Source organism: Kocuria sp. CPCC 205258 (assembly GCF_040981005.1).
GTDB classification, from domain to species: Bacteria; Actinomycetota; Actinomycetes; order Actinomycetales; family Micrococcaceae; genus Kocuria; species Kocuria rosea.
Map to the genome: position 1 here is coordinate 1 of NZ_JAVKPS010000015.1, position 14,830 is coordinate 14,830.

General features: G+C 73.1%; 11 protein-coding genes. 9 read left to right on the forward strand and 2 right to left on the reverse strand.

Annotated elements, in window-relative coordinates; translation table 11 throughout:
* Positions 1–151 precede the first annotated feature (151 nt).
* The 4 genes from RF644_RS17320 (at position 152) to RF644_RS17335 (ending at position 5,444) form a co-directional block, all read left to right on the forward strand.
* Positions 152–1,777 (forward strand): aldehyde dehydrogenase (NADP(+)), encoded by a 1,626-nt coding sequence (locus RF644_RS17320; RefSeq protein ID WP_368797428.1) that lies wholly within the window; start codon positions 152–154, stop codon positions 1,775–1,777.
* Positions 1,774–3,102 (forward strand): enolase C-terminal domain-like protein, encoded by a 1,329-nt coding sequence (locus RF644_RS17325; protein WP_368797429.1) that lies wholly within the window; start codon positions 1,774–1,776, stop codon positions 3,100–3,102. The genes RF644_RS17320 and RF644_RS17325 overlap by 4 nt, the downstream gene beginning before the upstream one ends.
* A 19-nt stretch (positions 3,103–3,121) precedes the next feature.
* Positions 3,122–4,099 (forward strand): AEC family transporter, encoded by a 978-nt coding sequence (locus tag RF644_RS17330; protein WP_368797430.1) that lies wholly within the window; start codon positions 3,122–3,124, stop codon positions 4,097–4,099.
* Positions 4,100–4,226: 127 nt separating this feature from the next.
* A complete protein-coding gene (locus RF644_RS17335) occupies positions 4,227–5,444 on the forward strand; it encodes an MFS transporter (RefSeq protein WP_368797431.1) in 1,218 nt (405 codons plus the stop codon).
* Here RF644_RS17335 and RF644_RS17340 read toward each other — a convergent pair.
* Positions 5,431–6,471 carry a LacI family DNA-binding transcriptional regulator gene (locus tag RF644_RS17340; protein ID WP_017834652.1) on the reverse strand — a complete coding sequence of 347 codons (1,041 nt, stop codon included), beginning with the start codon at positions 6,469–6,471 and terminating at the stop codon, positions 5,431–5,433. The two genes, RF644_RS17335 and RF644_RS17340, sit on opposite strands and share 14 nt — an antisense overlap.
* 193 nt (positions 6,472–6,664) lie before the next feature.
* On the opposite strand from RF644_RS17340, the gene RF644_RS17345 reads away from it, so the two are divergent.
* The 5 genes from RF644_RS17345 to RF644_RS17365 all read left to right on the forward strand — a co-directional run bounded on the left by RF644_RS17345 (position 6,665) and on the right by RF644_RS17365 (position 13,481).
* A complete protein-coding gene (locus RF644_RS17345; protein ID WP_368797432.1) occupies positions 6,665–8,014 on the forward strand; it encodes an extracellular solute-binding protein in 1,350 nt (449 codons plus the stop codon).
* The gene (locus RF644_RS17350) at positions 8,014–8,919 is read left to right on the forward strand and encodes a carbohydrate ABC transporter permease (protein ID WP_368797433.1); all 906 of its coding nucleotides are present in this window, start codon (positions 8,014–8,016) and stop codon (positions 8,917–8,919) included. Before RF644_RS17345 ends, RF644_RS17350 begins: the two co-directional genes overlap by 1 nt.
* A gap of 4 nt (positions 8,920–8,923) precedes the next feature.
* Complete coding sequence (locus RF644_RS17355) at positions 8,924–9,838, forward strand: carbohydrate ABC transporter permease (RefSeq protein WP_368797434.1); 915 nt, start codon at positions 8,924–8,926, stop codon at positions 9,836–9,838.
* Positions 9,839–9,867: 29 nt separating this feature from the next.
* On the forward strand, positions 9,868–12,225 hold the full coding sequence (locus tag RF644_RS17360) for a glycoside hydrolase family 3 N-terminal domain-containing protein (RefSeq protein ID WP_368797435.1): 2,358 nt from the start codon (positions 9,868–9,870) through the stop codon (positions 12,223–12,225).
* A gap of 86 nt (positions 12,226–12,311) precedes the next feature.
* On the forward strand, positions 12,312–13,481 hold the full coding sequence (locus tag RF644_RS17365) for an endo-1,4-beta-xylanase (RefSeq protein WP_368797436.1): 1,170 nt from the start codon (positions 12,312–12,314) through the stop codon (positions 13,479–13,481).
* An 82-nt stretch (positions 13,482–13,563) separates the two neighbouring features.
* Here the strand turns inward: RF644_RS17365 and RF644_RS17370 are convergent, their stop codons facing one another.
* Positions 13,564–14,730 carry an ROK family protein gene (locus tag RF644_RS17370; RefSeq protein WP_368797437.1) on the reverse strand — a complete coding sequence of 389 codons (1,167 nt, stop codon included), beginning with the start codon at positions 14,728–14,730 and terminating at the stop codon, positions 13,564–13,566.
* Positions 14,731–14,830: the final 100 nt, after the last annotated feature.

Consider the following 14,830-nt stretch of genomic DNA (forward strand, 5'->3'; position numbering starts at 1 on the left):
CCCCCGCTCCAGGACCTCACCGAGGCAGACCTCGCCGACCTCACCGCCCTCATCGACGCCCTCCCCACCGGCACCCCGGCGGACACCCTGCAGCGGGCCTGACACCCCCCTCTCCCCAAGAGACCGCACGCACAGACAGCGAAGGAAACCCATGTCCGTGAGCACCCAGACCACCACCCTCTCCGGCCACTCGATCATCGCCGGCCGCCAGGTCGTCGGCACCGGCGGCACCACCCACGGCATCGACCCGGCGACCAACGCCGAGCTCGAGCCCGCGTACTCCCTGGTCGACGAGGCCCAGCTCGCCGAGGCCACCGCGGCCGCCGAAGAGGCCTTCGAGTCCTTCAGCAGCCTCGCCCCCGAGACCCACGCGGGCTTCCTCGAGAAGATCGCCGCCAACATCGAGGCCGCCGGCCCCGAGCTGGTGGACCGCGCCTCGACCGAGACCGGGCTGCCGAAGCCCCGCCTGCAGGGCGAGCTGGCGCGCACCACCGGGCAGCTGCGGCTGTTCGCCCGTGTGGTGCGGCAGGGCGACCACCGCGGCGTGCGCATCGAGCCGCCCCTGCCGGAGCGCACCCCCCTGCCCCGCCCGGACCTGCGCCAGCGCAAGGTCCCGCTGGGCCCGGTGGCCGTGTTCGGGGCCAGCAACTTCCCGTTCGCCTTCTCCACCGCCGGCGGCGACACCGCCTCCGCGCTGGCAGCCGGCTGCCCGGTGGTCTTCAAGGCGCACAACGCCCACCCCGGCACGGGAGAGATCGTGGGCCGCGCCCTCACGGACGCGGTCCGCGAGAGCGGCCTGCACCCGGGGGTGTTCTCGCTGATCTACGGTCCCGGCGCGAGCATCGGCCAGGCCCTGGTCAGGGACCCGGCCGTCAAGGCCGTGGGGTTCACCGGGTCCCGCGGCGCCGGCACGGCGCTGATGGCCACGGCCGCGGCCCGTCCCGAGCCCATTCCCGTGTACGCCGAGATGAGCTCCATCAACCCCGTCTTCCTCTTCGACTCCGCCCTGCGCGGTGACGCCGAGGAGTTCGCGCGCGCCTACGTCACCTCCCTGACGGGCTCCTCCGGGCAGCTGTGCACCAACCCGGGTCTGCTGTTCGTGCCCGAGGGAGAGGCCGGCGACGCGTTCCTGGCCGCCGTCGCGCGCGTGCTGGCCGACGCCGAGGGCGCGACCATGCTCACCCCGGGCATCGCCCGCTCCTGCCGGGAGGGCATCGACGCCCTGGGCTCCCAGGAGGACGTCGAGATCCTTGCCCGCGGCAGGGAGGGCTCCACCGAGAACGCCCCCGCCCCCGTGGTCTTCGGCGCCCAGGTCCCCACCTTCCTCACCAACCCGGTGCTGCAGGAGGAGATCTTCGGCGCCTCGTCCCTGGCCATCCGCTATGGCTCCGCGGAGGAGCTGGTGGCCGCGGCGGCCCGGATGGAGGGCCAGCTGACGGCGAGCCTGTTCCTGTCCGAGGAGGACGTCCCCACCGCGGCCCCGCTGCTGCCGGTGCTGGAGCGCAAGGTGGGCCGGATCCTCGCCAACGGCTGGCCGACCGGCGTGGACGTGGGCGAGGCGATGGTCCACGGCGGCCCGTTCCCGGCGACCTCCGACTCGCGGACCACCTCGGTGGGCACGCTCGCGATCGAACGGTTCCTCCGCCCCGTGGCCTACCAGAACATCCCCGGCGCCCTGCTGCCCGCGCCGGTGCAGGACGACAACCCGTGGCACCTCAACCGCCGGGTCGACGGCCGCATCCAGCTGGCCGGCCCCCGGGAAGGAGACCGCGCATGAGCGCCCAGCCCACCGTCGCCCGGCTCGAGGTCGTGCCCGTCGCGGGGCACGACTCCATGCTGCTCAACCTCTCCGGTGCCCACGGGCCGTTCTTCACCCGCAACGTGGTGATCGTGACGGACTCCGACGGCCGGACCGGCCTGGGCGAGGTCCCGGGCGGGGAGGCGATCCGCGCCACGATCGAGGAGGCTGCCGGGCTGCTGGCGGGGCAGCCCGTGGCGCTGTTCCGCACCCTGCTGCGCCGGGTCGCCGCGGCCTTCGCGGACCGGGACGCCGGCGGGCGCGGCCTGCAGACCTTCGACCTGCGCACCGCGGTGCACGCCGTGACCGGCATCGAGTCCGCCCTCCTGGACCTGCACGGGCAGTTCCTGGGCGTGCCGGTGGCCGAGCTGCTCGGCGACGGTCAGCAGCGCGCCTCGGTGCCCATGCTGGGCTACCTGTTCTTCGTGGGCGACCCGGACAGCACCGGCCTGCCGTACCTGCGCGAGCCCCACGGCGCGGACGAGTGGGAGCGGGTGCGCCGTGAGGAGGCGATGACCCCGGAGGGCATCGTGCGCCTGGCCGAGGCCTCCCGCGAGCGGTACGGCTTCAAGGACTTCAAGCTCAAGGGCGGCGTCCAGGCCGGCGATCTCGAGGTCGACGCCGTCACCGCGATCAAGGAGCGGTTCCCCGAGGCCCGGGTCACCCTCGACCCCAACGGCGGCTGGCTGCTCGAGGAGGCCGTCCGGCTGGGCCGGCGGATGCAGGGCGTGGTCGCCTACGCCGAGGACCCGTGCGGTGCCGAGGGCCGGTTCTCCGGCCGCGAGGTGATGGCGGAGTTCCGGCGGGCCACCGGCCTGCCGACGGCGACGAACATGATCGCGACCGACTGGCGCGAGATGTCCCACGCGGTGCGCGCCGGCGCCGTGGACATCCCGCTGGCGGACCCGCACTTCTGGACGATGGCCGGCTCCGTGCGCGTGGCCCAGCTGTGCCACGAGTTCGGGCTGACGTGGGGCTCCCACTCCAACAACCACTTCGACATCTCCCTGGCCATGTTCACCCACGTGGGTGCGGCGGCACCGGGCGAGATCACCGCGCTGGACACGCACTGGATCTGGCAGGACGGCCAGGGCCTCACCCGGGAGCCGCTGCGCATCTGCGACGGCGAGATCCGGGTGCCCGCGAGCCCGGGCCTCGGCGTGGAGCTGGACCGCGAGCGCCTGGCGGAGGCGCACGAGCTCTACCTCGAGCACGGGCTGGGCGCCCGCGACGACGCCGCGGCCATGCAGTACCTCATCGAGGGCTGGAGCTTCGACCCGAAGCGCCCCTGCCTGGTCCGCTGAGCCGGAGGGAAGCGGCCGGATGACGGGGGTGCTGCTGGGCTTCGGCGTGGTGGCCGTGCTCACGGCCGTCGGTTTCGCCACCGCCGCGCTGCTGCCCGGTGAGGCCCGCACGATGCGTGCGGGCCTCACCCCCGTCATCTACTACCTCACCAATCCGGCGCTGATGGTGGTGCTCGTGGCGGGCACCGACCTCGGGGCCGTGCTCGGGGTCTACACCCCGATCGCCCTCGCCGCCGCCGCGGTGGCGGGTGCGCTCTTCGCCCTGTACAGCGGCCTGGTGCTGCGCCGGGGAGCGGCCCGCACGGCGGTCGGCGCCATGGCCTCCTCCTACGTGAACGCCGGGAACATCGGGCTGCCCATCGCGCTCTACGCGGTGGGCAGCGCCGCGCCCGTGGTCTCCGTGCTGCTGGCCCAGCTGCTGGTGATCGCCCCGCTCTATCTGCTCGTGTTCTCCTGGGCCACCCGCCCGTCGCGCCGTGCCGGTCCGGGAGCGGCGACCCGGACGGCGGCACCCGGGCGGACGAGCACCTCGACCGGCCGCACGATCGTGCGGTCGGTGGCGAACCCCGTCACGGTCGGCACCGCGGCCGGAGTGCTGCTCTCCGCGACCGGCCTGGAGGTGCCCGAGGTGCTGTGGGTCCCCCTCGAGATGCTCGGCCAGGCGTCCGTCCCCCTGCTGCTCCTGCTGTTCGGGATGGGACTGCACGGTCAGCGCCCGTTCCGGAACCGCGTGCTCGTGCCGGACGTGCTCGGCGGGACGCTGGTCAAGGTGGTCGCGATGCCCGTGCTGGCGTGGGCGATCGGCAGGTTCGGGTTCGGCCTGGGCGGCACCGAGCTGCTGGGCGTGGTCGTCATGGCGGCCCTGCCCACGGCCCAGAACGTGTTCCTGTTCTCGTCCCAGTTCCGGATGCCGGCCAACGCCGCCCGCGACATCATCCTCCTCAGCTCGTTCCTCTCCTTCCCGGCCGTCCTCCTCGCCGGCCTGCTCCTGCACTGATCCGGGGCACCCCGCGTGCACGGCACCAGTGCTGCACGGGGTCGGAGCGCTGTCGCAGTACCGTGGAGCCTGTCCGGGCCGCCCCTCGCGGGGCCGGCCTGCCCGCCAGCCCCGAGGAGACCTCCCCGTGCCGAGCCCGCGCGCCGATCCGCCGAGCGCCCCCACGTCCCGCCGGGCGCTCGTCTACCTCGCCGTGTGCGTGGTCCTGGTGGGCCTGAACCTGCGCACGGTCTTCTCCAGCTTCTCCGCGATCCTCCCGGAGATCACCACGGCCGCCGGCCTCCCCGGGTGGGCGGTCACCGTGCTGACCACCGCCCCGGTGACGCTGCTCGGCGTCTTCGCGCCGTTCGCGCCGCGCCTGGCCCGCCGGTTCGGGTCCGAGAACGTGCTGCTGGGCGCGATGGTGGTCCTGACCCTGGGCCTGGTGGCCCGCGGGCTGCCCCTGCCCGGGGCGAGCGCCCTGCCGCTGCTGCTCGCGGGGACGGTCGCGTGCGGCGCCGCGATCGCCCTGGGCAACGTGCTGCTGCCGTCCATCGTCAAGCGGGACTTCGCCCACCGGATCGGCCTGATGAGCGGGCTCTACACCACCGCGATCTGCGCGTCCGCCGCCCTCGGCGCGGGCCTCACCTACCCGGTCTTCCAGGCCACGGGCTCCTGGCGGGGCTCCCTCGCGGTGTGGGCGGTGCCCGCGGCCGTGGTGGTGGCGCTGCTCGTGCCGGTGGCGCTCCGCCGCCGGGCGCCCGGCCCCCCGCCGCCCGGGACCGACGGGCCCGGCCCCTGGCGCTCGCCGGTGGCCTGGCAGATCACCCTGTTCATGGTCTTCCAGGCGATGATGTCCTTCAGCGTCTTCGCGTGGCTCGCCCCCATCCTGCGGGACCGCGGGATCGACGGCGCCACCGCCGGGCTGATCGTGGCCGTGTCCATCCTGCTCCAGATGACGGGCTCGCTCTTCGCCCCGGTCCTGGCCGCGCGGATGGCCGACCAGCGGGTGCTCAACGCCGCGGTGGCCCTCATGGCCGGCGGCGGCTTCGTGCTCTCGATCTTCGGGCCCCTCCAGCTGATCTGGGTCTGGACCGGGCTGCTGGGGCTGGGCCAGGGCAGCCTCACCGCCGTGGCCCTGACGATGATCGCGCTGCGGACCCGCAGCAGCCACATGGCGGTGCGGCTCTCGGGCATGATGCAGGGCGTCGGCTACGGCGTGGGCTCCTCGGGCACCTTCCTGGTGGGGCAGCTGCTGCACTGGACCGGGGGCTTCGCCGCGGCGGGCGTCATGTTCGCGGCGGTCGGCACGCTCGCGGCGGTCTTCGGCTGGCAGGCCGGCCGGGCCCGCCTCATCCGGGAGTGACCACCCCGTCCGCCGCGCCCCGGGGCGCGGCGGTGGAGGAGCGCTCGACGAGCGAGGTCTGCAGCTGGAGCGGGTGGACCCGGCGGGACCCGCCGGCCAGCAGGGTGATCGCGCGCTCGACGGCCATCTCGCCCATGGCGTGCAGGGGCTGGCGCACGGTGGTCAGCTTGGGCGAGGCCCAGCGCGCGAGCAGCGTGTCGTCGAAGCCGACCACGCTGAGGTCCTCGGGCACCCGCAGCCCCGCCTGCCGGGCGGCCTCGAAGGCGCCGAGGGCGGCCTCGTCGGAGGCCGCGAACAGGGCCGTGGGCGGGTCCTCGAGCTCGAGCAGCTCCTGGGCGCCGGCGAAGCCCGCCTCGTAGCTGAACCCGCCGCCCGTCACGAGCCCGGGGTCGTGCGGCACCCCGGCGTCCTCCAGGGCGCTGCGGTATCCGGCCAGGCGCTCGCGCGCCGGGACCGAGCCCCCGGCGCCGCTGAGGTGGCCGATCCGGCGGTGCCCGAGCCCCAGGAGGTGGGTGGTGGCCTCGTGCCCGCCGGCCCAGTTGGTGGAGCCGATGCTGGGGACCGTGGACGGCAGGCTGTTCACGGGGTCGATGGCCACCAGCGGGACCTGCGCGTGGGCCGCGGCGGCCACCTGCTCCGCGGTCAGCGGGGTGGTCACGGCGATGACCGCGGTCTCGCCCGTGCGGCCGCAGCGGGCGAACCAGTCCTCGGAGAACGGGGGGACGTCGCCCTGCTCCAGGCTCGGCAGCGTGCTCAGCATGAGGTCGGCCTCGGCGCGGCCGCAGGCGTCCACGGCGCCGGCCATCACCTGGAGGGAGTAGTTGCTCTCGAGGGTGTCGAAGACGAGCACGATGGCCGTCCGGGGCCGGCGGGCGGCCGAGCCCGTGTAGCCGAGGTCGGCGACCGCGGCCCGGACCCGCTCCCGCGTGTCCTCCCCCACGTCGGGGCGTCCGTTGAGCACCTTGGAGACCGTGCCCTTGGAGACGCCGGCCTGGGCGGCCACCTGGCTCAGCGTGGTTCTCTTCATGCGGGACGATCTCCTCGGACGGCGGACGGGTCACGGGCGGACGGCGAAACGTTTCGACGCACTTCGCCGCAGTGGCCCGGGTCACACCAGGGGGTTGACGGGTGTGAAACAGGCCACTTACCCTTCTCGCAACGAAACGCTATACGAAAAGTTTCGTAGGCGCAACGTATTGCTCAACGACGAGGAGAACGCCATGACCACCCACCGCAGCCTCCGCCCCGCGCCCGCCGGCGCGCACCGGGGCCCCTTCTCCCCCCGCTCGATGTCCCGCATCGCGCTCGTCGGCGCCGCGGCCCTGACCCTGGCCGGGTGCAGCGCCGGGGCCCAGCCCGGCGGCGGGGGCGGCGAGGGCGGCGCCAGCGCCTGGACGCTGACCGGCGGCGCCGAGGAGACGTTCCGCAGCTCCTTCCAGGCGTGGAACGACGCCAACGGCGACACCCCCATCACCGCCGAGTACTTCGCGAACGACGCCTTCAAGGAGAAGATCCGCACCAGCGTCGGCTCCGGCAACGCGCCCACCCTGATCTACAACTGGGGCGGCGACACCCTGGAGAGCTACGTCGAGAACGGCAGCGTGGTGGAGCTGACCGGGGAGATCCCCGAGATGGAGGAGCGCGCCCTCGACTCCGTGCTGGAGACCGGCAAGGTGGACGGGAAGCTCTACGCCGTCCCGAACAACAACACCCAGCCCGTCATCCTGTACTACAACACCAAGCTCTTCGAGGAGGCCGGCGTCGAGGTCCCCACCACGTGGGAGGAGATGCTGGACGCCGTGGAGGCCTTCAAGGCCGAGGGCGTCACGCCGATCTCCGTGGCCGGCTCCAGCCAGTGGCCGTACCTCATGTGGATCCAGTACCTCACCGACCGGATCGGCGGGCCCGAGGTGTTCCAGGCCGTCGTGGACGGCGAGGAGGACGCGTGGTCGCACCCGGCGATCACCGAGGCCCTGGAGAAGATCCAGGAGCTGGTCGAGGCCGGCGGCTTCGGCGACGCCTACGGATCCGTGGTGGCCGACGCGGGCGCCGACGTGGCGCTCGTGCACACCGACCAGGCGGCCATGATGCTGCACGGCAGCTGGGTCTACTCCAGCTTCCTCACCGACGCCCCCGAGTGGACCGCCGAGGGCAACCTGGGCTACACCACGTTCCCCGAGATCGAGGGCGGACAGGGCGACCCGCAGAACATCGTGGGCAACCCGGCGAACTTCTGGGCCGTGTCCGCGGACGCGTCCGAGGAGGAGCAGGCCACGGCCCTCGAGTACCTCAACGACATGAACCTCGACGACGCCGCGGTCGACACGCTCTTCGACGCCGGGCTGATCCCCGCCGTGGACGGCGTGGAGGACAGGATCACCGAGACCGAGCACCCGGAGTACCTCGACTTCGCCTACTCGATGGTGCAGGACGCGCCGAACTTCCAGCTCTCCTGGGACCAGGCGCTCCCGGCCGACCAGGGACAGGCCCTGCTGACCAACCTCAGCCAGGTCTTCGCCGGCGAGATGAGCCCCGAGGAGTTCCAGACCGCGATGAACGGGACGCTCTGATGCTCGTGCGCTCCTCCACCCGGCGGAGGGCCCGGGTGGGCGCCGGCCCCAGCAACTGGATGCTGGCGCCCGCCCTGGTCTTCTTCGGCATCTTCGCGATCGGTCCGCTGCTGGGCGTCCTGGTGCTGTCCTTCATGGAGTGGGACGGCCTGGGCACCCCGCAGTGGACCGGGGGCGAGAACTGGGCGTCCGTGCTCGAGAACCCGGTCTCGCGGCAGGCGATGGTGCTGACCGTCCAGCTCACGCTGCTGAGCTACGCCGTGCAGCTCCCGCTGAGCCTGCTGCTCGGCGTGTTCATGGCCGGCCGCCAGCGGTACCGGGAGTTCCTCTCCGTCCTGTACTTCCTGCCGATGCTCTTCTCGGCCGCGGCGATCGGCATCGCCTTCAAGGCCCTGCTCGACCCGAACTTCGGGCTCTCGCGGGCGTTCGACGCGGCGCTGCTGCGGCAGGACTGGCTGGGCGACGGGAGCCTGGCGTTCTACGTCGTCGTCTTCGTCATCTCGTGGTCCTTCATCCCCTTCCACTCGCTGCTCTACCAGGCGGGGGTGCGGCAGATCCCGCAGAGCATGTACGAGGCCGCCACGATCGACGGCGCGGGCACGGTGCGGCAGTTCTTCTCGATCACGCTGCCGCAGCTGAAGTACACGATCGTGACGTCCTCCACGCTGATGCTGGTCGGCTCCCTGACCTACTTCGACCTCGTCTTCGCCCTCACCGGGGGCGGGCCCGGCACCGCGACCCGGATCCTGCCCCTGGACATGTACCTGACCGGATTCCGCAGCAACCAGATGGGCGAGGCCAGTGTCCTGGCGGTCATCCTCGTCGCCGTGGGGCTCACCCTCGCCCTCGGCCTGCAACGGCTCACCGGGGCCGAAAAGATGGAGAGCCAGGCGGAAGGTGCGTAGTCCCATGAGCACACGAACCACGGACACCCCTCCCGTGCGCACGCGACCCGAGGGCGCGCCCCGCCCGGACGCCCGGCCGGCGGCCGCCCGTCCCGCCCGCCGGCGCCGGGGGCTCCCGAACATCCCGGCGGCCGTCGGCGGCTGGCTGTGGCTGGGCGCGATCATCATCCCGATCTACTACATCGCCATCACGAGCCTGAAGCCCCGCGAGGACTACTACTCCACGAACCCGCTGCTGCCCTCGTCCCCGACGTTCGCGCCGTACGCCACGGTCCTGCAGAACCAGTTCGTCCAGTACTTCCTCAACAGCGTGGTCGTGGTCGTGTTCACCGTGGCCGGGATCGTGTTCCTGTCCCTGCTCGCGTCCTACGTGATCGTGCGCAGCCGGAGCGGGCTGGCCGTGTTCTCGAACCGGCTGTTCCTGCTGGGCATCGCCATCCCGATCCAGGCGACGATCATCCCGATCTACCTGATCATCGTCCAGCTCGGCCTCTACGACACCCTGGCCGCCCTGATCCTGCCCGGGATCGCGTCCGGGATCCCGATCACGGTCCTGATCCTGACGAACTTCATGCGGGACATCCCCAACGAGCTCTACGAGTCCATGACCCTCGACGGCGCCGGCGACTGGAAGGTCTTCCGCACGCTCGTGCTGCCGCTGAGCCTGCCCGCCATCACCACCGTGGGCGTCTACAACGCCCTCAACAGCTGGAACAACTTCCTGTTCCCGCTGATCCTCACGCAGAGCTCCGCGAAGCGCACGCTGCCCCTGTCCCTGTGGACCTACCAGGGGGAGTTCCAGGCCGACATCCCCGCCGTCCTGGCCGCCGTCGTCCTCTCGGCGCTGCCGATCCTCGTCCTCTACGTCTTCGGGCGCCGGCACCTCGTCGCCGGGCTCACCGCCGGCTTCGGCAAGTGACGCGCCCACCGAGCAGAAAGAACACCCCCATGACAGCACCCTGGAACGACCCCGCCCGCCCCGTCGCCGAGCGCGTCGACGCCCTGCTGCAGGAGCTGAGCCTCGAGGAGAAGGCCGGTCAGCTCGGCAGCTACTGGCTGCGCCCTGACCCGGAGGAGGCCACGGGCGGCGCGGCCCCCATGGAGTCCGCCTTCGCCGACGACCGCTCGACCTTCGAGGCCGCGATCGCGCACGGTCTCGGCCACATCACCCGGGCCTTCGGCAGCGCGCCGATCTCCGCCGCGGACGGGGTGGAGCACCTGCGCACCCTGCAGCGCCAGGTCGTGGAGACCTCCCGGCTCGGGATCCCGGCCATCGCCCACGAGGAGTGCCTCACCGGGTTCACCACCCTGGGGGCCACCTGCTACCCGGCCGCGATCGCCTGGGGCGCCGCCTTCGACCCCGAGCTGGTCCGCACCATGGCCCGGCACATCGGCGCCGACATGAAGGGCGTGGGCGTCCACCTCGGCCTGTCCCCCGTGCTCGACGTCGTCCGCGACTACCGCTGGGGCCGCGTCGAGGAGACCGTCGGCGAGGACCCCTACCTCGTGGGCACCCTGACCACCGAGTACGTCCGGGGGCTGCAGGAGGCCGGCGTGATCGCCACCCTGAAGCACTTCGCGGGCTACTCCACCTCCCGCGCCGGGCGCAACCACGCCCCCGTCTCGATCGGACCGCGCGAGTTCCGCGACGTCGTCCTCGTGCCCTTCGAGATGGCCGTCAAGCTCGGGCAGGCCGGCGCGGTGATGAACTCCTACGCGGACGTCGACGGCGTCCCGCCCGTCGCCGACCCCGAGCTGCTCACCACCCTCCTGCGGGAGACCTGGGGCTTCGAGGGCACGGTCGTCTCCGACTACTGGGCCGTGAGCTTCCTGGAGTCCATGCACCATGTCGCCGCGGACCCCCGCGACGCCGGCGTCCAGTCGCTCGCGGCCGGGATGGACGTGGAGCTGCCCGAGACCGGCTGCTTCGCGGACCTCGCCGGCGCCGTGCGCGACGGCGCGCTCGACGAGTCCCTGCTCGACCGCGCGGTGCGACGGGTGCTGACGCAGAAGGTCGAGCTCGGGCTGCTGGATCCGGGCTTCGACCCCAGCACCGCGGGCGGGGCCGTCGACCTCGATTCCCCGGCCAACCGGCGACTCGCCCGCCGCATGGCCGAGGAGTCCGTCGTCCTGCTCAAGAACGAGGGCGTCCTGCCGCTGGCCCGCGACACCGCCCGGAAGGTCGCGGTCATCGGCCCCAGCGCCGGGCAGCCCCGCGCGTTCCTCGGCTGCTACAGCTTCACCAACCACGTCCTGTCCCGCTTCGGGGAGTCCGGCACCGGCATCGAGATCACCTCGATCGTCGACGCCCTCGCCGAGGAGTTCGCGGAGGGGGGGACCACCTTCCGGCACGCCCGCGGCGTCGACTTCACCGACCCCGACACCAGCGGCATCGCCGAGGCCGTGGCCGCGGCCGAGGAGGCCGACCTCGCGGTCGTCACCGTGGGCGACCTCGCCGGGCTCTTCGGCACGGGCACCTCCGGCGAGGGCTGCGACGTCGTGGACCTGTCCCTGCCCGGCCGGCAGGCCGAGCTCGTCGAGGCCGTGCTCGCCACGGGCACCCCGGTGGTCCTCGTGCTCGTGACGGGCCGCCCCTACAGCCTCGGCGCGTTCGACGACCGCTGCGCGGCCGTGGTGCAGGCCTTCATGCCCGGCGAGGAGGGCGGGCACGCCGTCGCCGGAGTGCTCTCCGGGCGGGTGAACCCCTCCGGGCGGCTGCCCGTGGGGATCCCCCGGCACGTGGGCGGGCAGCCCGGCACCTACCTGACCCCCGCCCTGGGCGGGTACTCGGAGGGCGTCTCCAACCTGGACCCCCGGCCGCTGTACCCGTTCGGCCACGGCATCGGCTACTCGAGCTTCTCCTACGACGCGCTCGAGCTGTCCGCGGCCGAGATCGGCACCGACGGCACCGTGGAGGCCGCGGTCACCGTGACCAACACCTCCGGCCGGGCCGGCCAGGAGGTCGTCCAGCTGTACCTGAGCGACCCCGTCGCCCAGGTCGTGCGGCCGCTGAAGATGCTCGTCGGCTTCGCCAAGATCGCGTTGGAGGCCGGGCAGAGCGCCCGCGTGGTCTTCTCCGTCCACGCCGACCGCACCTCGTTCACGGGCCGGGCCGTGCGCCGGATCGTGGAGCCGGGCGAGTTCGTCCTGCGCGCCGGCACCTCCAGCGAGGACCTGCCCCTCGAGGGCCGGTTCACGGTCACCGGCACGGTCCGGGACGTGGAGGACGCCGACCGCGTCCTCACGACCCCCGTCGAGGTCCGCGTCGCCGACCGCGCGCTCGCCGCGTCCGCCGACGCCTCCTGAGCCCGGGGCGCGGGCCGCCGTGCGGACCGCGCCCCGTTCCACCCGTCCCCGCGAATCCCCCACCCCCCGATGAAGGAACCCCCGACATGAGCAGACGAGCCCCCCTCCTCCGCGCCGGAGCGGCCACCGCCGTCGCCGTCCTGTGCCTCACCGCGGTCCCCCAGGCCGCGAGCGCCGCCCCCGGGACCCGGCCCCCCGGCCTGGCCCAGCAGGACACCCTGCGCTGGAACACCCCGAAGGACTTCCACATCGGCAGCGCCGTGGCCGGCGGAGGCCACCACACCAGCGCCGACTACCCGGAGCCCTTCCCCTCCGACCCCGAGTACCGCTTCGTCCTGGCGCGGGAGTTCAGCTCCCTGACCCCCGAGAACCAGATGAAGTGGGAGTTCATCCACCCCGAGGAGGGGGTCTACGAGTTCGGCCCCGCGGACGACATCGTCGACTTCGCCGAGGCCAACGGGCAGGTCGTGCGCGGCCACACCCTGTTCTGGCACAGCCAGAACCCCGACTGGCTCGAGGAAGGGGACTACACCCCCGACGAGCTGCGCGCCATCCTCAAGGAGCACATCCACACGGTGGTCGGCCACTACGAGGGGCGCATCCAGCAGTGGGAGGTCGCCAACGAGATCTTCGACGACAGCGGGAACCTGCGCCTGCAGGAGAACATCTGGCTGCGGGAGCTGGGCCCGGAGATCATCGCCGACATCTTCCGCTGGGCCCACGAGGCCGACCCGAACGCCCAGCTGTTCTTCAACGACTACAGCGTGGAGGGCCTCAACGCGAAGTCCGACGCCTACTACGCGCTGATCCAGGACCTGCTCGCGCAGGGCGTGCCGGTCCACGGCTTCGGGATGCAGACCCACCTCGGCCTCCAGTACGGCTTCGACGGGCGCATGCAGCAGAACCTCCAGCGCTTCGACGACCTGGGGCTGGAGACGGCCGTCACCGAGATCGACGTCCGCGGACCGGTCGACGGCGACGACCGGATGACCGACGAGCTGCGCCGGAAGCAGGCCGACTGGTACCGCATGGCCCTCGAGGCGTGCCTGGCCGTGGAGGACTGCAACTCCTTCACCGTGTGGGGCGTGCTCGACGAGCACTCCTGGGTGCCGAACACCTTCCCCGGCTACGGGGACGCCCTGACCATGGAGGGCGACTACGAGCGCAAGCCGGCCTACGACGCCCTCCAGGAGACCCTGGTCCGCTCGCAGCCCGGCGGCGACGCGAAGTGGGAGCACCACCCCGCGTTCCGCTGAGCCGATCGCCCGGCCCCGGCCGGAGCGCGACGGGGCCCGCTCGTGCGAGCGGGCCCCGTCGTCGTCCCCGGACGGGGGCGGGTCAGCGCCGGTCGATCCAGCGGGCCGGCGAGTCGTAAATGGCCTCGAGGGCCGTGGCGGCCGCGCCGGTCAGGGCGGGATGGGCGTCCGCGGCGGAGCGCTGGATCTCGACGGGCCCCACCTCCGCCGTGAGCGCGTGCGCCTCCAGGACCTCGCGCAGCACGGGCTCCAGCTCCGGGGCGATCGGGGCGAAGTACCCGGAGAGCACGACCGTCGACAGGTCCAGGACGTTCATCGAGTTCGCGAGCACCACGCCCAGGGGCCGCCCGATCATCTCCATGACCGCCTCCCGGCTCTGCAGCCGCTCCGCCGTGGCCGCCACGAGGTCCTCGATCCGGACGTCCTCCGGCAGGCCGGTCCGGCCCCGCAGCGCGTGGTAGCTGGCGTAGGCCTCGAGGCAGCCGCGCCGCCCGCACCGGCACAGCTCCCCGCCGGGGGTGATCGTGACGTGGCCCAGTTCCCCCGCCCAGCCGTGCTCGCCGCGGTGGATGCGCCCCTCCAGGACCACGGCGCCGCCGATGCCGGTCTGGCCGTGCAGGAACAGGAAGGACGCGCCGGGCCGGTGCAGGACCTCGGTGCGCGCGGCGAGCATGCTGTCGTTGCCGGCGGTGAGCGCCGGGCCCCGGAACGCCGGGTGCTCCCGGAGCCGCTCGACCAGCGGGACGTCCTGCCAGGCGAGGTTGGGGGCGGAGAGCACGGTGGCGCGGTCCGTGGAGAGCCGGCCGGGGACCGAGACGCAGATCCCGGCCACGGGCACGTCCCGGCGGGGCGCCAGGGCGGTGTCCAGCAGACCGGCCAGCACGGAGGCGACCTCGTCCACGGACGCCCCGGCGAAGGCCCCGAAGCGGGACTCCTCGTGCAGGACGCGGCCGCCGAGATCCGTGACGAGGCACGCGAGGTGGTCGGCGGCGATCTCCAGGCCCACGCCCAGCACGGTCCCCCGGGCCACGGTCAGGGGGATCGTCGGCCGCCCGGACACCCGCGCGGCCGTCTGCCGACCCTCGACGAGCAGGCCCGCCTCGAGCAGCTCCTGCACCAGTTTGGACACGGTGGGCTTCGTGAGCCCGGTGAGCTTGGCGAGCGCGGCGCGCGAGACCGGCGCGTCCGCCCCGGCGACGGCGCGCAGCACGGTGGAGAGGTTGTGCTCCCGCAGGTGGCTCGACTGCACGGACGACTCTCCTCTGGTGCCGACGGGACCGGGTCCGGCGCGGATCCCGGCCGACCGGACGGCAGAAAATCCGCCGGCGGTCTTCCCCCACGGTATCCCA